Below are 21,374 nucleotides of genomic sequence, written 5' to 3'. Positions count from 1 at the left end.
CATCGTCGAGGCCGCCGACATCGGGGTCGTGACGATGTCGGCGGAAAGGAGGATGCTGGGGGAATGGCGCACACCACGAACTACATCGACACGTTCATCGAGGTCGCGGAGGACTGCCCGATCGCGCACGCGACCGAGCCGCCGGTCGCCGTGCAGCCCTCCATCGCGGCGATGCACTACCGTCTGATCGCCGAGCAGCCTTACGCGCGCACCTCCGACGACGTGATCTTCGAGACGTTTGCGTTGCGCAACGACATCGCCGTGGACGACACCGCCGCACGGGAGTCCTTCTTCTCGAAGGGGCAGCCCTGCCTGCGCTCCTCGCCGCTGGGAAAGCGCTACGGATGGGGCATCCATCACGACGCGGAGGGTCGGGTCGCGCTGGTGCCGCGGGACTCGGAGCAGTACACGGCGCTCGCCGCAGACCCCGCACTCGCGCACACTCGGGCGATGCGGAGTCGGCGGGCGTGAGGCCTCATCACGCTCGACGAGGAGACGGCAGAGGCCCGCACCGGCGAAGCTGACGCGCAGTGGAGGGCGTCGTACTGAGGTACGACGCCTCGCGACAGTGGGCACTTCGGGCCGACGCGACGGGGTGGCCCCCGCTCCTACCGTCGCCCTATGCCCGTCGAGAACACCGCCCCTGACTCCGCCCTTCGCCCCGCCGCCAGCGCTCTCCGTGTCATCGCCTCGATCGTCGGAGGCGTGCTCGTCGCCGCCGCTCTGAGCATCATCTGGGTCGCCCGTCTGAGCATCGACCGGGTCCTGTACGTGAGCGGCCTCGGCGCCGACGGAGAGCCGACGGCCGGATGGTTCGAGCTCGCCCTGCTGCTCCTCGTCGTGGGTGGTCTCTCGGTCGCGTGGGCGGCACGCGGACTGCGGTCGACCGTGCCTTGGCTCAGCATCTGGACGCCGTCGTTCTCGGTGGCGATGGCGTCCGCGCTGTTCCTGGTGGCCTCCCAGGTCACGTGCACGACCGGATGCCCGCTGCCGGTGGGGCCCGCGTTCACCTGGCAGGACCTGGTGCACACGACCGTCGCCGTCCTCGCGTTCGCGTTGGCCGCGTTCGCGATGCTCCAGGTGTCGTTCGTCGACGGGAGGCGCACGCTGCGGGTGCTCTCGTTGGCGGCAGGAGTCTCGACCGCGGTGATCGCGGCGGCCGGCGGCCTCCTCTCGCTGCTGCAGTTCCGCACCGACATCGGCAGCATCCTCGAGCTCGTCGCGACCACGATCGGCATGGGCTGGCTCGCGATCCTCGGGATGGACACCGCGTTCGCCCAGCGTGCAGGTGCGGCGCGCAGGCGGACGTGGGTCCGGGTCTCGAAGGAGAGGACCGGCGCTCTGGTGGGGGAGCGTCGCACCGCGACCGGATCACTCCTCGTCGTCTCTCGCTGACGAGGCGACCACGATGCGGTGCGTAGAGTCGTCCCATGCGAGAGCCAGCACCCGTCGCCGCCGGCGAGGCCAGAGCGATGGGTCTGCCTCGGCCTCCCGGTGCGCTGGGGCGGTTCTGGAAGACGCACCCCTGGCTCCTCGACGGGCTCCTCGCCGCCGGCTACCTGATCGTGAGTGTGTTCTGGTCCCTGGTCACTCCGCTGTCCTCCGGCGTATGGTCGCCCGCGTGGCCGTACGTGGTCCCGCTGGTCGTGAGCGTGGTGACCTCCGCCTCCCTGGTGTTCCGCTCCCATCGCCCCTGGCTCACGTTCGCGGTGTTCGGAGCGGGTGCGGTCGTCGCGCTGGTCACCGATACCGTCGTCGAGACGTTCGGCGTGGGCCTCGCGGTCTACGCGCTGTTCGTCTACCGGTCGAATCGCAGCGGCTGGATCGCGTTCGGCATCACCGTGGGGGGAGGGGTCCTCGTCCTCCCTGCCCTGGACTGGCTGCGCGAACCCGATCCGGAACGTCTCTTCGCCTCAGTGCCCACGAGCGTGCTCTTCCTCGCCGTGATGCTGATCGCCGCTCTGCTCGGTGTCAACGTGGGTGACCGTCGGCGGTACATCGGAGCGATCCTCGATCGCGCGAACCAGCTCGCCCGCGAACGTGATCAGCAGGCACGCATCGCGACCCTGGCCGAGCGTGCCAGGATCACCCGCGAGATCCACGACGTCGTGGCGCACAGCGTGTCGGTGATGGTGTCGCTCGCGGACGGCGCGGACGCGCTGGCCGAGAAGGACCCGCAGCGATCGAGGGACGCCGTGCAGGAGATCGGCGAGATCGGACGGCAGTCGCTCGTCGAGATGCGGCAGCTGCTCGGTGCCCTGGGCGACGACACCGTCGCGGGCGAAGAGGATGGTCCGATGCGACCGAATCCGGGACTTGCCGAGCTCGTGCCTCTCGTCGAGACCTTCCGCACGGCCGGGCTCCCCGTGTCGATACGCATGGAGGGGAGCGCGCCCTCGTCACCCGCTCTGCAGAACACGATCCACCGCATCGTGCAGGAGGCGCTCACGAACGCGCTGCGCTACGCGAAGGATCCGCGTGAGGTGCGGGTGCTGCTCGACTTCCGCGACGGCGTCCTCGTGATCGAGGTCACGGACGACGGGCAGCCGGGACCACCGGCCGCCTCGGTCGGATCGGGTCGCGGGCTCGTCGGCGTGCGTGAGCGGGCGCGGCTGGCCGGCGGAACAGTGGAGACCGGACCTCTGCCCGACGGCGGATGGCGCGTGCGGGTGGAGATACCCGAACAGGAGGACCAGCGATGACCGAGGAACCGAACCCGATCCGGGTGCTCATCGTCGACGATCACGAGTTGATCCGGCGAGGGATGAGGATGGTGCTCGACGCCGAAGACGACATGAAGGTCATCGGCGAGGGGGCCTCGGGAGCCGAGGCCGTGCACATGGCCGGAGATCTGCGCCCCGACGTGATCCTGATGGACATCCGGATGCCGGAGATGGACGGCATCGAGGCGACCAGGCGCATCGTCAGGGGCACTCCGGCGAGCAGGGTGCTGGTGCTCACGACGTTCGACCTCGACGAGTACGCGTTCGGGAGCCTTCGTGCGGGGGCGAGTGGTTTCCTGTTGAAGAACACCCCGCCGGCGCAGCTGACCGCGGCGATCCGTGCGATCGCCGCCGGTGACGCTCTGGTCTCCCCACGCGTGACGCGGTCGATGCTCGATCTGTTCGCCACACGCCTGCCCCGACAGGCGGAGCGTGAGGATGCGCGCCTGGACGTGCTGACCGAGCGGGAGCGCGACGTGTTCCTCGCCATCGCCAAGGGGTACAACAACACCGAGATCGCACGTCCGCGTCAGGGCTGGAGCGTCACCTCCTGCAGTGCGCCTTCGCCGTCGATCTCGAGCGTCAGATCGAGGTCGAGGCGACGCAGGAATGCGTCGTCGTGGCTCACGACGAGCACGGCGCCTCGGTAGGCGCGGAGGGCTTCGACGAGCTGGTCGACCGTGTCGAGGTCGAGGTTGTTCGTCGGCTCGTCGAGCACCACGAGGTGCGGCGCCGGGTCGGCGAGCAGCAGCGTCGCCAGCGCGACGCGGAACCGCTCACCGCCGGAGAGGGACGCCACGGGGCGCTCGGCCGTGGCTCCTCGGATGAGGAACCGGGCAAGCCGGTTGCGCAGCTCCTTCTCCGGCACATGGGGTGCCGCAGCGGCGATGTTCTCGAACACCGAGGTCTGCTCGTCGAGTCCGTCGACCCGCTGCGGCAGGTAGCCGATCAGGTCAGTGTGGGCCTCGGCGTGCAAGGTCAGCCGTGCAGAACTCCTCACTTCCGTGGTCGATCCCGCCGTGGGGCCAGTGTTCCCCGCGCTGAGGCCGTTTTCTGAGGAGTTGTTCACGCCACCGGCGACCAACCGCTCCAGCAGTGTGGTCTTGCCCGCCCCGTTCCGGCCGATCAGCGCGACCCGCTCCGGACCCTGGATCACCCAGGCTCGTTCGTGATCCCCGACCGTCGCGATGCGGCGGCTGCGGGACACCTGCGGGTCGGGCAGCTCGATCTTCATCGATGCATCAGAGCGCACTCGGCGCCCCGCTTCATCGAGGAGCGACCGCGCCGCGTCCTCCTTCGCGCCGACCTCGGTGCGCAGTCGGCCTGCCGAGACCTCAGCGGCCATCTTGCGCCCGTGGGCGACGATCTTCGGGACGCGCTTCTCTATCTCCGCCTTCTTCGCGGTGCGTGCGCGGTGGGCGAGCTTCACCTCGGCTTCGATCCGCTGACGTTTCTCCTTGCGGAGCACCTGGGCGGCGGTGACCTCGGCTTGTCTCGCCGCATCCTGCTCGGCGTCCAGCCACGCCCTCCACTCGGAGTACGGACCGCCGAACACGCTCAGCGTCTGGGCGTAGAGCTCGGCGGTGTCGTCCATCAGCTCGAGCAGCGACAGGTCGTGACTCACGACGATGAGCGTGCCCTTCCAGGCTCGCACCATCGCCGCGAGCTTCGCCCTGGCGTCGCGGTCGAGGTTGTTGGTCGGCTCGTCGAGGACCGTGATGGGCGCGCGGCGCAGACGGATGCCGGCGATCGCGACGAGCACCGCCTCCCCTCCCGAGAGCTCGCCGACCGTGCGGTCGAGGAAGTCCGGGGCCAGTCCGGCCTCGGCCAGCGACGCCTCCGCGCGCGCTTCGATGTCCCAGTCGTCCCCGACCGCATCGAAGTGGGCCGGGTCGACGTCGCCCGTGCCGATCGCCCGCACGGCATCGAGGGCGTCGGACACCCCGAGGAGGTCGGCGACGCGGCGGTCGACGTCGAGCGTCAGCTGCTGCGGGAGGTACGCGACCTCGCCGGATGCGGTGACGACGCCCGAGGTGGGGTCGAGCTCACCGGCGATCAGTCGAAGCAGCGTGGACTTGCCGGCGCCGTTGCGTCCGACGAGCCCGGTGCGTCCCGAGCCGAAGGACCCGGAGACGCCGTCGAGCGCGATCGAGCCGTCGGGCCAGGTGAAGGTGAGCCGGTCGAGGACGACCGAGGCATGAAGAGTTGTGGGGGTTGACATGGGTGTCTCCTGTCGAGTGCGAGGGTGCACTGACGCCGAGCCCCTGCCGGGCCGTGACATGCGTCACAGGATGCGGAGGAGTGGGTCTGCCGTGGAGTCGGCGATCGTCGGGTCAGCGCGCGGAAAGGTGAGCGCGGAGGCGACGGATCAGATCAAAGGACTTCCAGACACGGCGGACAGGACTCCCCGACGATACCCGGGCGTGTCGCGATCGCGCAACCCCGGGCGTGTCGGAGAGTCCGTCGCACGGGGGATGCCCTCGGCTCCACGCGTCCGTAGCGTGGAGGCATGGCAGATCATGATCCGAGTCCGCAGGAGTCGCGTTCGCGCATGGGCCTGGGGGTCGGGCTCGCGCTCGGAGTGGCGATCGGGGCGTCGCTGGGCGCCGCCCTGCAGAACTGGGCGCTCGGAATCGGAATCGGAGTGGCGATCGGCGTGGCCCTCTCCGTCGCCATCACCTCGGGCGGCGGAGCCGGTTCCCGCGAGCGCGAGGACGGGGACCAACGCGAGGGCGGCGACGAGACTGACGAGCGCCCTGGCGACGACAGCGGTGCGTCCGAGGAGGATCCGGAGCGCTGATCAGCTCGCGGCGATTCCCTCGACCCACTTGGTGAGGAAGCGGTGCACGTCGGTCAGCTCCTCCTCCGAGATGCTGTGCGTGAGTCCCGTGTACACCCGACCGGACAGCTCGGAGTGCGTCGGCAGCCATTGGGCCGTGTGGTCGACCAGCGCGGGCGGGATGACGTCGTCGTGCGTGCCCCGACCCCAGAACACCGGTGGGCGCAGCTCGGCCAGCGCCTCGTCGTTCGGAAGGTCTCCCGGTGCGGCGTATCCACTCAGCGCTGCCACCGCGCCGAAGCGTTCCGGAGCCAGGCGGAGGGCCTGCAGCGCCACTGCCGCACCCTGCGAGAAGCCGAGCAGCGCCACCGAGGGGGCATCGGCGGCAGCGGAGTCGAGCCAGCGCAGGAAGGCGTCGGCCGCGGCGGTGACCGCCTCCGAGCTGCGTCCGCCGAGTCCTTCGATCGGGTACCAGGAGCGCCCCGGCATGGGCCACGGAGGGGCGAGCGGAGCGGCGACAGAGGCCACGGCGATGCCCTCGGGAAGGTAGGGGATGAGTCCGAAGAGGTCGTGTTCGTCCGCACCGTAACCGTGCAGGAGGACCAGCAGAGGCGCCCCTGCGCGGTCGGTGGACGACCATCTGGTCGCGGAGTCGTCGATCGTCAGGTTCTCGCTCACACCGTCATCCTGCCAGGGGCCACCCTCATCGTCTGCTCCGCCGGCGCGCGTCGGTCGTCCACTCGGGGCGCACGGCCGGGTGCGGTGTCGGTTCTGAGGGACGGCTGGTAGAAAGGACACATGGCGGTCCGCACACCTGATCCTGATCCGGAACCCGACGACGACGGTCTCGGCGAGTTCCCGGATTCGAATCGCCCTGCGCCCGATGCGAACCCCGGCTGGTTGAGCGAGTTCGAGCTCGAAGAGGCTCGGCGTCGACTGCCGATGCTCTATGTCGAAGCGATCCCGGTGCGTACCGACGGCTCCGGCCAGGTGACCGAGATCGGCATCCTGCTGCGCTCCACCCCGATGGGGGAGATGACCCGCACGATCGTCTCCGGTCGCGTCCGCTTCGGCGAGACGATCCGCGACGCCCTCTTCCGCCACGTCGAGAACGACCTGGGCCCGATGGCCTTCCCGCTGCTTCCGCCCCAGCCGCTGCCGTTCACGGTGGCCGAGTACTTCCCGATCCCCGGCGTGAGTGCCTTCCACGACGACAGGCAGCATGCGGTGTCGCTGGCCTTCGTCGTGCCGGTGACCGGCACTTGTGAGCCACGGCAGGATGCGCTCGAGGTCACCTGGTTCTCGCCGGAGGCTGCCGGGTCCGACGCGGTCGCCGCCGAGATGGAGAACGGTCGAGGCACTCTCATCCGCCAGGCTCTCGCGAGCCTCGGTCTGCTGCGCTGATACCTGCTGCGCTCAGGCGCCGGCGGTGGTGAGGCGCGAGAGCTCGGCGACGAACGCGTCGACGTCGGCTTCTTCGGTGTCGAAGCCGCACATCCAGCGCACCTCCTTGCGCGCCGCGTCCCAGTCGTAGAAGCGGAACGAGTCGCGCAGCCGGTCGGCGACGCCGTCGGGGAGCGTGGCGAAGACGCCGTTGGACTGGGTCGGCTGCGTGAAGTCGACGCCGCGGATGGACCCGTCGGCGATGCCCGCCTCGATCTCCGAACGCAGACGCGCCGCCATGGCGTTCGCGTGCTTCGCGTTGCGCAGCCACAGGTCGCTCTCGAGCAGCGCGATCAGCTGCGCAGACACGAACCGCATCTTCGACGACAGCTGCATGTTGAACTTGCGCGAGTACTTCAGGCCGTCGGCGGCGTCGGGGTTCAGCACGACGATGGCCTCGCCGAGCATGGCGCCGTTCTTGGTGCCGCCGAAGGTCAGCACGTCGACGCCGGCGTCGCGGGTGAACGCACGCAGCGGCAGGTCGAGGGCCGCTGCCGCGTTGGAGAGGCGCGCACCGTCGAGATGCAGCTTCATTCCGCGCTCGTGTGCGTGGTCGGCGATCGTGCGGATCTCCTCGGCCGTGTACAGCGTGCCGAGCTCGGTGGTCTGGGTGATCGAGACGACCAGCGGCTGCGCGCGGTGCTCGTCGCCCCAGCCCCAGGCTTCGCGGTCGATCAGCTCGGGCGTGAGCTTGCCGTCGTCGGTGGGCACCGTCAGCAGCTTGAAGCCGCCGATCTTCTCCGGGGCCGCGGCCTCGTCGACGTTGATGTGCGCGGTCGAAGCGGCGATCACGGCGCCCCAGCGCGGCAGCATGGACTGCAGGCCGGTCACGTTGGCGCCGGTGCCGTTGAACACCGGGAACGCCTCGACGCCCTCGCCGAAGTGCTCCTGGAAGACCTCCTGCAGGCGCGCGGTGTACGCGTCCTCGCCGTAGGCGCTCTGGTGGCCTCCGTTCGCCGCGGCGATGGCCGCGAGGACGTCGGGGTGGATACCGGAGTAGTTGTCACTGGCGAAGCCACGGATCGCGGGGTCATGCTGGATGCTCACCGCTCAAGCCTAATCGCCCTTCCGGATGTCCCCGCCCCGCTCTACCCTCGAAACCATGGAGCGCACGGCAGCGAAGAGAGCCTTCGCCAACGTCCTCGTCAACACGCTCATCGCGAACGTGACGACGAGCTTCCTGTGGTTCGCGCTGACGTTCTGGGTCTACATCGAGACGCAGTCGGTGCTGGCCACGGGCATCATCGGCGGCGCCTACATGCTGTTCGTCGCGTTCTTCGCGATGGTGTTCGGCACGATCGTCGATCGCAACCGCAAGCACACCGTCATGGTGATCTCGAGCATCATCTCCGCGGTCTCCTTCCTCGTCGCCGGGGTGCTCTACCTCTGGCAGCCCGAGGCGGCGCTGCTCGATCTGGGAGGGCCGTGGTTCTGGCTGTTCTCCGGCATCATCCTCTTCGGCGGCGTGATCGAGCAGCTGCGCAACATCGCGCTGTCCACGACCGTCACCCTGCTCATCCCCGAGGAGAAGCGAGCGAACGCGAACGGTCTGGTCGGCACCGTGCAGGGCATCGCCTTCCTGGTCACCAGCGTGTTCTCTGGACTGTCGATCGGCTTCCTCGGCATGGGATGGACCCTGGCGATCGCCATCGCCGCCATGGCGCTCACCTTCGCGCACCTGCTGTTCATCCGCATCCCTGAGGGCGCTCCGGAGCCCGACCCGAACGCCTCCAGCGCCCTCGACTTCCGGGGAAGCGTGCAGGCCATCCGGCTGGCTCCCGGGCTGTTCGCCCTGATCATCTTCTCCACGTTCAACAACCTCATCGGCGGCGTCTACATGGCGCTCATGGACCCCTACGGGCTCACGCTGTTCGATGCCCAGACCTGGGGGTTCGCGCTGGCTTTCGCCTCGACCGGATTCCTCGTCGGCGGCGGGCTGGTGGCCAAGTTCGGCCTCGGTCCCAAGCCCATGCGCACGATGCTGCTCGTGGTCATCGCGATGGGGCTGCTCGGGTCGGTGTTCATGCTGCGAGAGTGGTGGCCGCTCTACGTGGTCGGCATGTGGGTGTACATGGCGCTGGTACCTCCGGTCGAGGCCGCGGAGCAGACCGTGATCCAGAAGGTCGTGCCGTTCCAGCGCCAGGGTCGTGTGTTCGGTGTGGCCGCGGCGATGGAAGCGGCTGCGGCTCCGCTCACGGCCTTCCTCATCGCGCCGATCGCCGAGTTCCTGATCATCCCCTACATGAGGACCGCCCAGGGGCAGCAGCAGTGGGGGTGGCTGCTGGGCGAGGGGGAGGCGCGGGGCATCGCACTGATCTGCCTGTTCGCCGGACTGATCATGGTCGTCGCGGCCACGCTGGCCTTCTTCACGCGCTCCTATCGCAAACTCACCGATCTCTACGCCGAAGCTCCGGATCAGGAGATCGACGCTCCGGAGCCGGAGGGTGCGGATGAGGGCGGAGATGAGTTCGCAGACGTAGACGCAGACGCAGACGCAGACGCAGACGTAGACGCAGACGCAGACGCGGACGCAGACGCGGACGCGGACGCGGTCTCGGTCGACCGGGAGCGTGCGCGAGACGTCGGCGAGGCTCGACGTGCGGATGCTCCGCCCGTGGTTCCCGGGATGCCTCCGGATTCCCGCTGACGCTGACCGCCGTCCAGGAGCGGGGCGTGTCGGGACGACGATCAGCCCAGGTCGAGCACTCGGTCGTTGAGCGCGGTCGCGTCCTCATCCCACAGCGCGACGATCCGGGCGGCCAACGCGTCAGGATCGAGCGCCTTGGCACGGAACACCACGGACGCGGTGCGCAGGGGCTCGTCGGCTTCGCGTGCGGCCTTGGCGTAGCCCTGGGCTACCGCTCGCGCCCAAGCCTCGCTCGCGGCCTTGACCGCGGCGTAGTTCGCGCCGCCGGCGAGGGGGCGCGCGACGGCGGTGGATGAGACGATCGCGAAGCGTCCGGCGTCGGAGGCACGCACCGCACCGTCGAATGCCCGGCTCGTGGCGCGCACAGCGTCGAGCGCAGGGAGCAGAGCGGCGAAGTCCTCGTCGGACTGTCCGGCCAAGCCCCCGCCTCCGCGCCAGCCACCGACCAGCGGAACCACCGCGTCCACGGGGCCGAACCGCGAGGCCAGGGCGGTCATCTCGTCGAGAGAGGTCGCATCGGCGACCTCGACCTGAGCGCCGGCATCTGCGAGCTCCCGCAGGCGTTCCTCCGAGCGGCCGGTCGCGACGACCCGTGCTTTCGCGGAAACCAGCGCACGCGTCACGGCGAGGCCGGCCGCACTGGTGGCCCCGGCGAGCAGGACGATGCGTCCGGAAGCCGTCGATTGGGTGCGTCCAACCCCGTCAGCTACGTGTTCAGCCATGTGTTCAGCCATGTCGTCCACTCTTCCGGATCGGAGGGGCTTCTGCGGCCGGGACCTGCGGGAGATCCCGCACGAGAGGTTCCGGCCGCAGCGCGGTGCGCCCCAGCGTCACACTCGGAACGCGCGCGGTGCGCGCGTGGTCATCAGTCGTCCGTGCCGCGGATGCCCACGGTCGACTCGATGACCGGCTTCATCTTCTTGTCGAGGGTCTCGAAGAACATCGACAGCGGGAACTCGTCATCCATCACCGCATCCGTGTAGCCCTTGGGTGCCCCGGCGAGGATCTCGTCGGGCAGGCCTCGGGCCCACTGCGAGGCCGGGTGCGGCGTCAGCGTGCCGCGCACGAGCTCATAGGCGGCGAGCCAGTGAGCGACCTTGGGACGGTCGATCGAGTGCCAGTACAGGTCGTCGATCGCATCGCCCAGCGCCACCACGGCGTCCGGCACGTTCTCCCAGTCGAAGGCGAGGGCCGTGTCGGTCCAGTGCAGCACACCGCGCTGGTGCAGCCACGCGAACAGCAGCTGGCCGCCCACCGCGTCGTAGTTGCGCGTGCGGGTGCCGGTGATCGAGAAGCGGAAGATGCGGTCGAAGATCACGGCGTACTGCACGAGGTGCGCGTAGTCGTGCATCTCCTGCTCGGTCGCGGTGAGCTCCTCGCCGGCTTCGATGCGCGCCGCGAGGGCGCGCTCGATCTTCACGGACTCGCGGAACGCCGTCATGTCGCAGCGCATCTCCTCCAGCGAGTAGAGGAAGAACGGCATCCGCTGCTTGATCATGAACGGGTCGAACGGCAGGTCGCCTCGCATGTGCGTGCGGTCGTGGATGATGTCCCACATCACGAACGTCTTCTCGGCCATCTGCTGATCGTCGAGCATCGCGCTCGCGCGCTCCGGCAGGTCGAGGTTGGTGATCTCGGCGGCTGCGCGCGTGACGCGGCGGTAGCGGGCGGCCTCGCGGTCCTGGAAGATCGCGCCCCACGTGAACGTCGGGATCTCGCGCATCGCGACGGTCTCGGGGAACAGCACGGCCGAGTTGGTGTCGTAGCCGGGCGTGAAGTCGACCAGGCGCAGCGAGACGAACAGCTTGTTGCCGTAGTCGCCGGCTTCGAGCGCGGCGATGAACTCCGGCCAGATCGTCTCGACGATCAGCGCTTCGACCAGGCGGTCGCTCGATCCGTTCTGCGTGTACATCGGGAAGACGACGAGGTGACGGATGCCGTCGACGCGGTTCTGCTGCGGCTGGAAGGCCACGAGCGAGTCGAGGAAGTCGGGCACGCCGAAGTCTTCCGAAACCCAGCGGTCGAAGTCGACCACGGAGGCGGCGAGGTACTCGGCGTCATGCGGGAAGGCGGGCGCGAGGGCTCGGATCGCGGCGGTGATCGCGGCGACGAGTTCGCGGGCGGCCGCGTGGTGCCCGAGGTCCGGGATCGAGCCGTCCTTGATCTGCATCTCCCGGATGGCGATCGCGGCGTCCTTGAGCTGCGCCCAGGCCGCGGACTGCTCGGCGATCGATGCGTCCTCGACGACCTCGGGTTCGCCGACGATGGCCTGGACAGCGGAACTGTTGGCGGAAAGAAGGGACATCGGGACCTCCGATCGGAGTATTCAACGGAAAGATTCCTGTATAAACGGAATCCTGACGATAATCTTACAGCCATGGATGACTCTGTCGACCGCGCGATCCTGACCGCCATCTCCCGCGACGGCCGTGCCACGCTCTCACAGCTGTCCGACGCCGTGGGGCTGTCGGTGTCGGCTGTGCAGTCGCGCCTGCGCAGGCTGGAGACGCGGGGTGTCATCTCCGGCTACCGGGCGATCCTCGACCCCGAACAGGTGGGCACGCCGCTCTCGGCGTTCATCGAGATCACGCCGCTCGACCCCGCCCAGCCGGACAACGCCCCGGAACTGCTCGAGCACCTCGATGCCATCGAGGCCTGTCACTCCATCGCCGGCGATGCGAGCTACATGCTGTTCGTGCGGGTGCCGTCGCCGCGCGCGCTCGAGCAACTCGTGCGCGATGTGAGACTCGCGGCGAACGTCAGCACGCGGACGACCGTGGTGCTGCAGACCTACTACGAGCACCGTCCGATCATCCCGGTGAGCTCCGCGGAGTAGCCCCCACGGCGGGCGTCAGAGCGCGGCGCCCACCAGAGCCTCGCCCAGCGGCGTGCGCAGATGGTGCATCCGGGTGCCGTCGCGTTCGCTGGCGACGAGGCCGGCGTCTCGAAGAACCGAGAGGTGATGCGAGGCCGTCGATATCGCGAGGCCCGCATCGTGCGCGACCTGCGTCGTCGTGCGGGCCGCGCCGGCCCGGAGCAGGATCGCCGCCCGCGCCGGTCCCAGCAGGGCGCCGAGAGCGTCCTCGATGTCCGCGGCATCTCGGGCCCAGCCTGCGGTGACTCCGCGGGCCGGATAGAACAGGGTGGGTTGCGCCGGAGGCTCGGTGAGCACCATGCACCCCCACGACGACATGACCGAGGGCACCAGCACCAACCCGCTTCCACGGCAGTCGACCTGCTCGCTGTGGCGGCGGAGGGAGACGCGGACGGCGCCCGCGCCCCAGGTCACCTGCCGGTGCAGGTCTCCTGCCATCCCGGCGATACCCGCAGTCGCGATGGTGCGGGCGCGCACCGCGATGTCTGCGCGCAGCAGACGTTCGAGCTGCGGCCACACCGGGGCGAGTGCCGCCTCCCATACGGCGGCCCACCCGTCGGCGATCATCCCGCGGGCGCGCTCGGGGTGATCCTGCATCTCTCGCAGGGCCTGTCGGCGGGCGCCGGTCGAACGCTGCACCATCTTCCCGAAGTCGACGCGCATCGGGTCGAGAGGTGCCGCGCGCAGCTCGTCGAGCTCGGCCTCGGGAGTCAGATCCCACCGGGGCGTGGTCGTGAGGAAGTCGGGCAGGTAGCCGTCGTCGCCGATCACGGTGGCGAGCAGTGCGAAGTCGTCGCGCGGGAGCCGGTCGCGCACGGCGCGCAGCCATCCCCACTGCAGCGGATGGGCGGACGGGCGTCGCAGCACCCTCACCGCGTGCGCCAACTCGTGCCCGGGGGAGATGCCGAACCGCACCGCCTCGACGTCGCCGGGGCTCAGGTGGAACTCGACCCGATGGTCCGGGTGCTCGATGCCTTCGACCGGACGGGAGTTTCGATCCACATCGAAACTCTAGGGACTGCCGGCGACTCTGTCGAGACTGGAGCCATGAACAGCACGCCGCCTCTCTCCGCGGTCGTCGCCGGCGCCGACATCCGCATCGGCACGGGGCGCAGCCGCCGGTTCGTCGGTGCCGAGCACGGCGCCGCCGTGTCGTACTTCTTCGTGGAGAACCAGCCGGGGGAGGGGCCGGGGCTGCACTGGCATCCCTATCCTGAGACCTGGGTCGTGATCGAGGGCATCGCCTCGATCACGGTGGGCGAGGAGACCTTCGTGGCCGGGGCGGGCGACACCGCGACCGGACCCGCGTACGTGCCGCACCGCTTCACCAACGCCGGCGACGGGGTGCTCAAGATCATCGGCATCCATGCATCGGCCACCATCATCCAGACGTTCCTCGACGAGGACTGAGCATCGGAGCAGACATGTCCTTCCAGGCATACCTCGACAACATCGAGACCAAGACCGGCCTCACCCCGCGGCAGTTCATCGAACTCGCCACCGAGAAGGGGTTCGACCAGACGACGAAGGCGACGCCGATCGTCGCGTGGCTCAAAGAGGACTACCAACTGGGACAGGGCCACGCGATGGCCCTCGTGCACGTGATCACCAAGGGGCCGCAGATCGGCGACAAGCACGTGGGCAAGGGCGGCGCCCACGGCGACCGGTCCGACACCCTGTGGCTCGATGGCAAGGACACCAACCCGAACCCCTGATGCGCCGTCCCGCTGAGGCCCGACATCGGGTCGGCCAGTAGGATTCCCTGCGTGGCAGCATCCTCCCAGCGCAAGAAGAAGAACCCGACCGCGAAGCGCACGCCGGTACGCACGAGTGGCAACCCGGCGAAGCGTCCGGCGGTCGAAGCCGGGCCTGTGACGGTGGGGGACTGGATCGGTGCCGCACGCCTGCGCACCCTCCCGCTCGCGATCGCACCGGTCGTGATCGGCACGGGGGCTGCGCGCAGCACGGGCCCCGAGTTCCACTGGGTCATCGCGCTCGCGTGCCTCGCCGTGGCGGTGCTGCTGCAGATCGGCGTGAACTTCACGAACGACTACAGCGATGGCGTCCGTGGCACCGATGCCCACAGGGTCGGGCCTGCGCGCCTGACGGCCTCGGGGCGGGTGAAGCCGCGCACCGTGCTGATCATCGGCCTGGTGTTCTTCGCGCTGGCCGCTCTCGTGGGTCTGGGGATCGTGATCCGCACCGGGCAGTGGTGGATGCTGGCCGTCGGCGCCGCCTGCATCGTCGCCGCATGGTTCTACACCGGCGGCAAGCGGCCCTACGGGTACTACGGCTTCGGCGAGGTGTTCGTGTTCGTGTTCTTCGGACTCGTCGCCACGCTCGGCACCACCTGGGTGCAGATCTTCGCCCTGCCGCAGCAGGCGTGGCTCGGCGCGATCGCGACAGGTCTGTTCGCCTGCGCCGTGCTGCTCGCCAACAATCTGCGCGACATCGACCAGGACCGTGAGGTGGGCAAGCGCACCCTCACGGTGCTGATCGGCCGCAGGGCCACTCAGGTGCTGTTCACGCTCTTCGTGCTCGCGCCGTTCGGCATCGCGGCATTCCTGGCACTGGGATTCCCGATCGCGTGGATCTCCCTGCTGGCGCTGCTCGCCGGGCTGCCGGCGATCGCCATCGTCTGGTCGTATCGGCAGCCGAAGGAGCTGGTGACCGCTCTCGCGCTCACCTCACTGACGTCGCTGCTGTACGCCGGGGCCCTGTTCTGGGCGTTCGTGGGCTGATCCGGCCCGCCGGGCCTCAGGCCCTGGCGTCGCCGTCGACGGGATCGTTCGACTCGTCGATCGCCTGGTCCTCGGCGTCGGCGTCGTCCTGACCGCCGGATGAACGGCTCTCGCGGCGCTCCTGCAGGCGGGCGGACGCGTCGGTGAGCGGTGTGCGCAGGAACAGCATCGAGATGCTCATGCCGATGAGCGCGGCGAAGATCGCGGCGAGCCACCAGAACTCTCGGAAGATCGGGAAGAAGAACCAGAGGATGGCGAGCGGGACGAGGAACGCCAGCAGCCGCAGCACGGTGTAGACGAGGAAAGGCGCGGGCTTCTTCACCCCTCCAGTCTACGTTCGTCGTCGGGAGCCCTCGTCGCCGATCCCGAGCCTGGCCACGGGGATGCCGCGCACCACCCGTCGCCACGGATGCTCTCCGAGCGACCACAGCAGTCCGGCCTCGAGGTCGAGAGCCAGGTCCTCGCACCCGACGGGGAGAGGGACGGGGTCCGGAGCCAGGGCCTCGCGTCGGCCGCTCCAGAGTGTGCCGGGGTGCAGGCGGTCGGACTGCGACACGAAGTGATGCCGGCCCCAGCGGACGGCGCCCTGCATCCGCGCGATGCCGGGGGTGAAGCGGTCGAGCTCGGTGAACTCGCCGGCGAGGTCGACGGGGATCGCGAACTCGCCGATCCTTCCGCTCTCATCCCGGCGATGCTCGCCGATGAGCACGCGTGCGAGCGGGGCGCCCTCGTCGTCGAACACCCGCCCGAGGTACGAGCAGCGCAGGGCGATGGGGTGCACTTCGGTACGCACGGCGACGAGTGCGGTGCTGCGGCCGCCGCGCCGGTTCGACCCGGCGAGTCGCTGCGCGAGAGCGCCGCGCACGGTACGGATGTCCGACAGATCGAACTCCCAGATGCCCTGGCCCGTCGCAGCGGCGAACAGCCGATCCCCGAACCACGCGAGTCCGCCGGCGTGGATCCGCGCCGGGTGCAGTTCGCCCTCGTCGTCGGCGGTCGCGAGCAGGACGTCGAGGTGACGCGAGCGCTCGAGATCGACGAGCGTCACGCGGGAGGCGAGATGCTCTCCCGACAGCTCCTGGCGGAACCAGCTCACGGCAAGCGTGCGTCGGCCGCGCCATTCGCCGACGTCGACGCCCTGCGGGTACCAGCGCCTGGTCCAGGTCCTGGCGCTGAGCCAGCGCAGGTCGACGGTGTCGCGCCGCCGCTGTCGCACGGGACGCCAGGTCGATCCGAAGGGCCACAGCATCTCCCCATCGTCGCCGATCCGGCCGGTGGGGGCGAACCGGACCACGGGAGTCGCGAGACGGAGTGCAGCCGGGATGCTGACATGTATCATGTTACTGTCGGGTCGCGCTCTCCTCTCATACGGGGCGGCGCGACGACCAAGAGCGTCTCGTGGTCGTCTGATGGGGGTCAGTCGGCCGCGTGGCAGGCGGTGTCGCATCTGCGACACCGCGTCCCGAACGTGTCTCGTTCGGCAGTGCGATGCACTGGGAGGTGTGGTTCCGTTCGGGTACGGGACCACACCTCAGTGCCTGCTTCCCGAGTGCACGGACACCCGTCGTTCACCTCCGCGTCGCCGTCCGGCAAGGACCGCCTGCGACCATTCCCGCACACCGTCCCCGTCCTGGAGTCCTGTGCGCACACCCCTCGTCACCGTCATCCTGCCCGCGAAAGACGCCGGCGCGTACATCGGGACGACGCTCGAGACGCTCACTCGTCAGTTCGATGATCTCGGAGCGGTGAAGCTCGTCGCGATCGACGACGGCTCGCGCGACGACACGGGTGCTCTCATGCGGCGGTACGCGGAGCGGTTCCCCCGCGCCGAGGTACTGCGCAACGAGTCCGCGCGCGGGTTGGCGACGGCCCGCAATCAGGGGCTGCCGCACGTCGAGGGGGACGCCTTCTGCTTCCTCGACGGCGACGACTGGATGCAGCCGCGTCGGCTCGAGGTGCTCGCCTCGCGGCTGCGAGAGCTCGACTGCGATTTCGTGCGCACCGACCACGTCACGGTGAGGGGTGGGACGCGCGCTCTCGTCCGGGCGCCGTATCCGTGGCGCGATCGGGTCCTTCCTCCGCGAGACGCGATCCTGCCGGAGCACGAGTCGACGATGGTCGACTACCCGTACGCCTGGGCGGGGCTCTTCCACCGCCGGCTCATCGACCGTGGCCTGGCGGCGTTCACCGAAGGGCTGTTCACCGCAGAGGACCGACCGTGGATCTGGCGACTGCATCTGCAGGCGGAGTCGTTCGCGGTGGTGGATGCGCCCGCGCTGCTCTACCGGCGGGGCGTGGCCACATCGCTCACCCAGGCCCGCGACCGGAGGCAGCTCGACTTCGCCAGGGCGATGGACGAGGTCATCTCGCTCGTCGAACGGGATCGCGAGGCTGAGCGGTTTCTCCCGAAGGTCGTCTGGACGGTGCTCGCCCTCAGCTCCCACCACCTCGTGCGCGCCCGCCGCATGAGCCCGCAGCTGCGCGGCGAGGTGCGCACGGGGATCCTCCGCATGCTCCGTCGACTTCCGTCCGATGAGGTGGCCATCGTGCTGGGCCGCCTCGACGGACCGCGCCGGCGGGTCCTCGCGCGCGTCCTCCGTCGGGCGGGACGTGCCGGATGACGCAGGTCTTCGCGCTGCACAGCGCCTATGGACTCGCGACCGCGGTGGCCGCGATGGATGCCGGACTGATCGACGACGAGGCCCGCGGCGAGCGCATCCTTGTGCCCTTCACCTCCTCGACGGTGCCCGAGACCGTCACCGGGATCGCGGATGATGCGGCGCTCGTGTCGCTGCGCGCGCGGTTCGACCGCACGGAGCCGCTCGATGAGATGCTCATGCCGCGGCATCCGCGTTCCTGGGAGCCGAAGGCCGCTGATCTCCCGATGCTCGAGCGCCTGTTCGCGCGCGCGTGGGGTGTGGACCCTCGCGAGCTGGAACTGTTCGTGCAGAGCCCGCAGGTGGCACCCGCCAGGACGTTGGTGGCATTGTTCCCCCGGGCGCGGATCACGATCATCGGGGACGGGCTGATGACCTATGCGCCGATGCGGGTGCGGATGCCGTATCCCGTCGCCGCACGCATCGAGCGGGTCGTCCATGCCGACGTCGTGCCGGGCGTCAAGCCGCTCGTGGGATCGCCGGGTGCGCGGATCGTGCCGGTGCCGCCGGCGTCGTTCGCCGCGGTTCTGCGGGAGACGGACGTCGGGGAGTCTTCGCTCCTGGAGGCTTCCCCCTCGACGGTGCTCGTGCTCGGCCAGTACCTGTCGGCGCTCGGCCTGGTCTCGGTGGCCGAGGAGATCGATCTGCAGAAGCGTCTGATCGACCGCGCGGCGCAGTGGCGACCACGACGCATCGTGTTCAAGCCGCATCCGGGCGCGCCGCCCCTCGTGACGACGGCCGTCGGGGCGCGTGCGATCGAGCGGGGCATCGACTTCGTCGAGTATCGCGGTCCGCTCGCGGCGGAGCTGCTCGCCGAGCGGATCGATGCCCTGGCCGTCGTCGCCGGGTTCTCCACCGCGCTGCCGACAGTACGCACGCTCTTCGGGCGCGCGATCGGGTCGGCCGGCAACGACGCGGTGCTCGCGGCACTGAAGCCGTTCGAGAACAGCAACCGGATTCCCGTGACTCTGGTCGACGCCCTGACGCGCGAGGGTTCGCCCTACACCGACCCCGCCCGACTCCAGCTGCTGATCGACGCGGTCGGCTATGCCATGCAGCCGGAGATCGCCGGACATCTGCGGGGGCGGGCCGAGGAGCTGCTGCACGATCTCGACCCGGCCGAGCGGGATCGGTACTTCTCGTCGCGAAGGCTCGCCGAGCTGCGGCTACCCGGCGCGCCGGTCGAGAACGCCGTGCGTCGTGCACTGCGACCCGCCGGAGGTGTGGGCAGGATCGAGGAGTGGCGACTGCACGTCCTCGGTGCGCGGCGGCGTGCGGGGCGCGTCTGGCGGGCGGTGCGCGGACGATGACGACGAGGATGACGACGAGGACGAGGACCAGGACGATGGAAGAGCAGGGACCCCTCACGGTGGCGATCATCCCGGCACGCGGCGGATCGAAGCAGGTGCCGCGCAAGAATCTGCAGCGCGTCGGTGGTGTGCCGCTGGTCGAACGCGCGGTGCGCGCGGCCACCCGTGCCGCGGGCATCGACCTGGTCGTGGTCTCGACCGACGATGACGAGATCGCCGCGATGGCGACTGCCGCGGGTGCCAGGGTGGTCCGGCGCCCCGCGGAGCTCGCGGGAGACACCGCGACCTCGGAGAGCGCGATCCTGCACGCTCTCGACGCCCTCGAAGCGAGCGGCGACCGCGTCGATGTCGTGGCATTCCTGCAGGCGACGTCCCCGTTCATTCCGAGCGATGCGCTCGCCGCCGCCGTGGAGGAGGTCCGCGCCGACCGTGCCGACAGCGTCTTCGCGGCCCACGAGACGTACGGGTTCCTCTGGCGGGAGAACGAACACGGTGAAGCTGCGGCGATCAACCACGAGGCCGCGCATCGTCCGCGCAGGCAGGATCGCGAGCCCCACCACCTCGAGACCGGGGCGTTCTACGTGTTCAGGGCCGCCGGATTCCGAGAGAGCAGGCACCGCTTCTTCGGCAGGATCCGTATCGCCCCCGTGCCGGAGTGGACCGCGATCGAGATCGACGATGCGGAGCAGCTCCGTGTCGCCCGTGCGCTCGCCGCTCTGCACGACGTGTCTGAGCCCATCCCGGTGCGCGCGGTGGTCACCGACTTCGACGGCGTGCACACCGACGACACCGCGATCGTCGATGCCGACGGCGGGGAGCAGGTGCGGGTCAGCCGGGAAGACGGCATGGGTGTCGCGCTCCTGCGTCGGGCCGGCGTGCCGCTGCTGATCCTGTCGACCGAGGTCAACCCGGTGGTGCGTGCTCGTGCAGACAAGCTCAGGGTGCCCGTGCTGCACGGCATCGATGACAAGGAGAGCGCGCTGCGCACCTGGTCGCACGAGAACGGGGTGCCGCTCGCCGACATCGCGTATCTCGGCAACGACGTCAACGACCTGCCGGCCATGCGGATCGTCGGGTGGCCGGTCGCGGTCGCGAACGCGCATCCGCTGGTGATCGAAGAGGCTCGTGTGGTCCTGCGCCGCCGGGGCGGAGAGGGCGCCGTGCGCGAGCTGATCGAACGGGTGTTGTCGAGCTGACCGATGCCGGTAACCCGGCGGTCTCCCGGTGTTCATCCTCGGCCCGTAGTCAGGAGGGAGGGGTTGCACCAACGCTCGAACACCGGAGGAATCATGACTGTCAGCATCGGCTCACGAGTGATCGGCGGCGGTCGTCCGGCCTACGTCATCGCGGAGATCGGCCTCAATCACAACGGCGACGTCGACATCGCGAAGAAGCTCATCGATGTCGCGGCTCGGGCCGGCGCCGATGCGGTGAAGTTCCAGAAGCGGACACCGGAGATCTCGACTCCTGAGCACATGCGCGACGTCCCCCGCGAGACGCCCTGGGGTGTGATGAGCTACCTCGACTACCGCCGGCGGGTCGAGTTCGGTCGTGAGGAGTACGTCGAGATCGGCGACCACGCGACGATGCTCGGGCTGGACTGGTTCGCCTCCCCGTGGGATGTGCCCAGCGTCGACTTCCTCGAGGACCTCGGCGTCGTGGCTCACAAGGTCGCCTCGGCGAGTCTCACCGACACCGAGCTGCTGATCGCGCTGCGCGAGACCGGCAAGCCCGTGATCCTCTCCACCGGCATGTCGACCATCGAGCAGATCGACCGTGCGCTCGAGACCCTCGGCACCGACCGCGTGGTGCTCATGCACGCGACCTCGACCTACCCGCTGGAGCCCGAGGAGGCGAACCTGCGCGTGATCGCGACGCTGCGCGACCGCTATCCCGGCGTGCCCGTCGGCTACTCCGGGCATGAGCGCGGATTGCAGATCTCGCTGGCCGCGGTGGCCATCGGGGCGGTCGCGGTCGAGCGGCACATCACGCTCGACCGCACGATGTGGGGGTCCGACCACGCGGCATCGCTCGAGCCGACGGGGCTGGAGCACCTCGTGCGCGATATCCGGGTGATCGAGCGCGCGACCGGCGACGGGGTCAAGCGGGTGTTCGACAGCGAGCGGGCGCCGATGGCGAAGCTGCGCCGCGTCGCCGTATGACAGAGGCGGGTATGACAGAGGCGGGCATGACGAAGGC

22 protein-coding genes and 1 pseudogene are annotated in these 21,374 nt (G+C 69.6%); 15 read left to right on the top strand and 8 right to left on the bottom strand.

The window, feature by feature from the left end; all coding sequences use genetic code 11:
* Positions 1-63 precede the first annotated feature (63 nt).
* From AB4070_RS08670 to AB4070_RS08655, 4 genes and pseudogenes are all read left to right on the top strand, one after another.
* The gene (locus AB4070_RS08670; RefSeq protein ID WP_441979719.1) at positions 64-471 is read left to right on the top strand and encodes a DUF6157 family protein; all 408 of its coding nucleotides are present in this window, start codon (positions 64-66) and stop codon (positions 469-471) included.
* Positions 472-621: 150 nt separating this feature from the next.
* Positions 622-1,395 (top strand): DUF998 domain-containing protein, encoded by a 774-nt coding sequence (locus tag AB4070_RS08665; protein WP_441979718.1) that lies wholly within the window; start codon positions 622-624, stop codon positions 1,393-1,395.
* Between the two features lie 35 nt (positions 1,396-1,430).
* Complete coding sequence (locus tag AB4070_RS08660) at positions 1,431-2,702, top strand: sensor histidine kinase (protein ID WP_441979717.1); 1,272 nt, start codon at positions 1,431-1,433, stop codon at positions 2,700-2,702.
* A pseudogene (locus AB4070_RS08655) lies at positions 2,657-3,052 on the top strand (response regulator); the annotation flags it as partial. The gene AB4070_RS08660 and the pseudogene AB4070_RS08655, both read left to right, overlap by 46 nt.
* Positions 3,053-3,252: 200 nt before the next feature.
* Here the strand turns inward: AB4070_RS08655 and AB4070_RS08650 are convergent.
* Positions 3,253-4,944, bottom strand: coding sequence for an ABC-F family ATP-binding cassette domain-containing protein (locus tag AB4070_RS08650; protein WP_441979716.1), 1,692 nt, complete (start codon positions 4,942-4,944; stop codon positions 3,253-3,255).
* 288 nt (positions 4,945-5,232) lie between these two features.
* On the opposite strand from AB4070_RS08650, the gene AB4070_RS08645 reads away from it, so the two are divergent.
* Positions 5,233-5,523, top strand: coding sequence for a hypothetical protein (locus tag AB4070_RS08645; protein WP_441979715.1), 291 nt, complete (start codon positions 5,233-5,235; stop codon positions 5,521-5,523).
* On the opposite strand, the gene AB4070_RS08640 is transcribed toward AB4070_RS08645, so the two are convergent.
* Entirely contained in the window at positions 5,524-6,180 is a 657-nt protein-coding gene (locus AB4070_RS08640; protein WP_441979714.1) for an alpha/beta hydrolase, read from the bottom strand.
* A 120-nt stretch (positions 6,181-6,300) separates the two neighbouring features.
* Between AB4070_RS08640 and AB4070_RS08635 the strand changes: the two genes are divergently transcribed.
* Positions 6,301-6,906, top strand: coding sequence for an NUDIX hydrolase family protein (locus AB4070_RS08635; RefSeq protein WP_045264599.1), 606 nt, complete (start codon positions 6,301-6,303; stop codon positions 6,904-6,906).
* 12 nt (positions 6,907-6,918) lie between these two features.
* On the opposite strand, the gene AB4070_RS08630 is transcribed toward AB4070_RS08635, so the two are convergent.
* A complete protein-coding gene (locus AB4070_RS08630) occupies positions 6,919-7,992 on the bottom strand; it encodes a threonine aldolase family protein (RefSeq protein ID WP_441979713.1) in 1,074 nt (357 codons plus the stop codon).
* 55 nt (positions 7,993-8,047) lie between these two features.
* Here AB4070_RS08630 and AB4070_RS08625 point away from each other — a divergent pair, with 55 nt between their 5' ends.
* Positions 8,048-9,592 carry an MFS transporter gene (locus AB4070_RS08625; RefSeq protein WP_441979712.1) on the top strand — a complete coding sequence of 515 codons (1,545 nt, stop codon included), beginning with the start codon at positions 8,048-8,050 and terminating at the stop codon, positions 9,590-9,592.
* Between the two features lie 41 nt (positions 9,593-9,633).
* Here AB4070_RS08625 and AB4070_RS08620 read toward each other — a convergent pair whose 3' ends face one another.
* Both AB4070_RS08620 and AB4070_RS08615 read right to left on the bottom strand, forming a co-directional pair.
* Positions 9,634-10,314 (bottom strand): SDR family NAD(P)-dependent oxidoreductase, encoded by a 681-nt coding sequence (locus AB4070_RS08620; protein WP_441979711.1) that lies wholly within the window; start codon positions 10,312-10,314, stop codon positions 9,634-9,636.
* 143 nt (positions 10,315-10,457) lie between these two features.
* Positions 10,458-11,897, bottom strand: coding sequence for a DUF6421 family protein (locus AB4070_RS08615; RefSeq protein WP_441979710.1), 1,440 nt, complete (start codon positions 11,895-11,897; stop codon positions 10,458-10,460).
* A gap of 72 nt (positions 11,898-11,969) precedes the next feature.
* On the opposite strand from AB4070_RS08615, the gene AB4070_RS08610 reads away from it, so the two are divergent.
* Complete coding sequence (locus tag AB4070_RS08610; RefSeq protein WP_441979709.1) at positions 11,970-12,428, top strand: Lrp/AsnC family transcriptional regulator; 459 nt, start codon at positions 11,970-11,972, stop codon at positions 12,426-12,428.
* A gap of 15 nt (positions 12,429-12,443) precedes the next feature.
* Here AB4070_RS08610 and AB4070_RS08605 read toward each other — a convergent pair whose 3' ends face one another.
* The gene (locus AB4070_RS08605) at positions 12,444-13,469 is read right to left on the bottom strand and encodes a DUF5937 family protein (RefSeq protein ID WP_441979708.1); all 1,026 of its coding nucleotides are present in this window, start codon (positions 13,467-13,469) and stop codon (positions 12,444-12,446) included.
* A 45-nt stretch (positions 13,470-13,514) separates the two neighbouring features.
* On the opposite strand from AB4070_RS08605, the gene AB4070_RS08600 reads away from it, so the two are divergent.
* From AB4070_RS08600 to AB4070_RS08590, 3 genes are read left to right on the top strand one after another with little or no spacing between them, the layout of a single operon-like run.
* Positions 13,515-13,877 (top strand): cupin domain-containing protein, encoded by a 363-nt coding sequence (locus AB4070_RS08600; protein WP_441979707.1) that lies wholly within the window; start codon positions 13,515-13,517, stop codon positions 13,875-13,877.
* Positions 13,878-13,891: 14 nt separating this feature from the next.
* Positions 13,892-14,182: a DUF4287 domain-containing protein gene (locus AB4070_RS08595; RefSeq protein ID WP_441979706.1), complete on the top strand. Its 291-nt coding sequence runs from the start codon at positions 13,892-13,894 to the stop codon at positions 14,180-14,182.
* A 51-nt stretch (positions 14,183-14,233) separates the two neighbouring features.
* Entirely contained in the window at positions 14,234-15,208 is a 975-nt protein-coding gene (locus tag AB4070_RS08590; protein WP_441979705.1) for a 1,4-dihydroxy-2-naphthoate polyprenyltransferase, read from the top strand.
* A 16-nt stretch (positions 15,209-15,224) separates the two neighbouring features.
* On the opposite strand, the gene AB4070_RS08585 is transcribed toward AB4070_RS08590, so the two are convergent.
* Positions 15,225-15,530, bottom strand: a complete 306-nt coding sequence (locus tag AB4070_RS08585) for a DUF4229 domain-containing protein (RefSeq protein ID WP_441979704.1) — start codon at positions 15,528-15,530, stop codon at positions 15,225-15,227.
* A 9-nt stretch (positions 15,531-15,539) separates the two neighbouring features.
* Positions 15,540-16,547: a hypothetical protein gene (locus tag AB4070_RS08580; RefSeq protein ID WP_441979703.1), complete on the bottom strand. Its 1,008-nt coding sequence runs from the start codon at positions 16,545-16,547 to the stop codon at positions 15,540-15,542.
* A gap of 301 nt (positions 16,548-16,848) precedes the next feature.
* Here AB4070_RS08580 and AB4070_RS08575 point away from each other — a divergent pair, with 301 nt between their 5' ends.
* The 4 genes from AB4070_RS08575 (at position 16,849) to AB4070_RS08560 (ending at position 21,337) form a co-directional block, all read left to right on the top strand.
* Positions 16,849-17,829, top strand: coding sequence for a glycosyltransferase family 2 protein (locus tag AB4070_RS08575; RefSeq protein ID WP_441979702.1), 981 nt, complete (start codon positions 16,849-16,851; stop codon positions 17,827-17,829).
* Positions 17,826-19,175: a polysialyltransferase family glycosyltransferase gene (locus tag AB4070_RS08570; RefSeq protein ID WP_441979701.1), complete on the top strand. Its 1,350-nt coding sequence runs from the start codon at positions 17,826-17,828 to the stop codon at positions 19,173-19,175. Before AB4070_RS08575 ends, AB4070_RS08570 begins: the two co-directional genes overlap by 4 nt.
* 35 nt (positions 19,176-19,210) lie before the next feature.
* A complete protein-coding gene (locus tag AB4070_RS08565) occupies positions 19,211-20,371 on the top strand; it encodes a cytidylyltransferase domain-containing protein (protein ID WP_441979700.1) in 1,161 nt (386 codons plus the stop codon).
* Positions 20,372-20,464: 93 nt separating this feature from the next.
* Complete coding sequence (locus AB4070_RS08560; RefSeq protein WP_441979699.1) at positions 20,465-21,337, top strand: N-acetylneuraminate synthase family protein; 873 nt, start codon at positions 20,465-20,467, stop codon at positions 21,335-21,337.
* Positions 21,338-21,374 lie beyond the last annotated feature (37 nt).

It is taken from the genome of Microbacterium sp. 2RAF4 (genome assembly GCF_052115285.1).
GTDB classification, from domain to species: domain Bacteria; phylum Actinomycetota; class Actinomycetes; order Actinomycetales; family Microbacteriaceae; genus Microbacterium; species Microbacterium oxydans.
The sequence above is the reverse complement of the archived record's forward strand: the minus strand, read 5'-3'. Positions and strand labels throughout refer to the sequence as shown.

Bases quoted from the DNA above. Each gene is read 5' to 3' on its own strand.
- AB4070_RS08670 (WP_441979719.1), top strand. From the start codon at position 64: ATGGCGCACACCACGAACTACATCGACACGTTCATCGAGGTCGCGGAG.
- AB4070_RS08665 (WP_441979718.1), top strand. From the start codon at position 622: ATGCCCGTCGAGAACACCGCCCCTGACTCCGCCCTTCGCCCCGCCGCC.
- AB4070_RS08660 (WP_441979717.1), top strand. From the start codon at position 1,431: ATGCGAGAGCCAGCACCCGTCGCCGCCGGCGAGGCCAGAGCGATGGGT.
- AB4070_RS08650 (WP_441979716.1), bottom strand. From the start codon at position 4,944: ATGTCAACCCCCACAACTCTTCATGCCTCGGTCGTCCTCGACCGGCTC.
- AB4070_RS08645 (WP_441979715.1), top strand. From the start codon at position 5,233: ATGGCAGATCATGATCCGAGTCCGCAGGAGTCGCGTTCGCGCATGGGC.
- AB4070_RS08635 (WP_045264599.1), top strand. From the start codon at position 6,301: ATGGCGGTCCGCACACCTGATCCTGATCCGGAACCCGACGACGACGGT.
- AB4070_RS08625 (WP_441979712.1), top strand. From the start codon at position 8,048: ATGGAGCGCACGGCAGCGAAGAGAGCCTTCGCCAACGTCCTCGTCAAC.
- AB4070_RS08620 (WP_441979711.1), bottom strand. From the start codon at position 10,314: ATGGCTGAACACGTAGCTGACGGGGTTGGACGCACCCAATCGACGGCT.
- AB4070_RS08615 (WP_441979710.1), bottom strand. From the start codon at position 11,897: ATGTCCCTTCTTTCCGCCAACAGTTCCGCTGTCCAGGCCATCGTCGGC.
- AB4070_RS08610 (WP_441979709.1), top strand. From the start codon at position 11,970: ATGGATGACTCTGTCGACCGCGCGATCCTGACCGCCATCTCCCGCGAC.
- AB4070_RS08600 (WP_441979707.1), top strand. From the start codon at position 13,515: ATGAACAGCACGCCGCCTCTCTCCGCGGTCGTCGCCGGCGCCGACATC.
- AB4070_RS08595 (WP_441979706.1), top strand. From the start codon at position 13,892: ATGTCCTTCCAGGCATACCTCGACAACATCGAGACCAAGACCGGCCTC.
- AB4070_RS08580 (WP_441979703.1), bottom strand. From the start codon at position 16,547: ATGATACATGTCAGCATCCCGGCTGCACTCCGTCTCGCGACTCCCGTG.
- AB4070_RS08570 (WP_441979701.1), top strand. From the start codon at position 17,826: ATGACGCAGGTCTTCGCGCTGCACAGCGCCTATGGACTCGCGACCGCG.
- AB4070_RS08565 (WP_441979700.1), top strand. From the start codon at position 19,211: ATGGAAGAGCAGGGACCCCTCACGGTGGCGATCATCCCGGCACGCGGC.
- AB4070_RS08560 (WP_441979699.1), top strand. From the start codon at position 20,465: ATGACTGTCAGCATCGGCTCACGAGTGATCGGCGGCGGTCGTCCGGCC.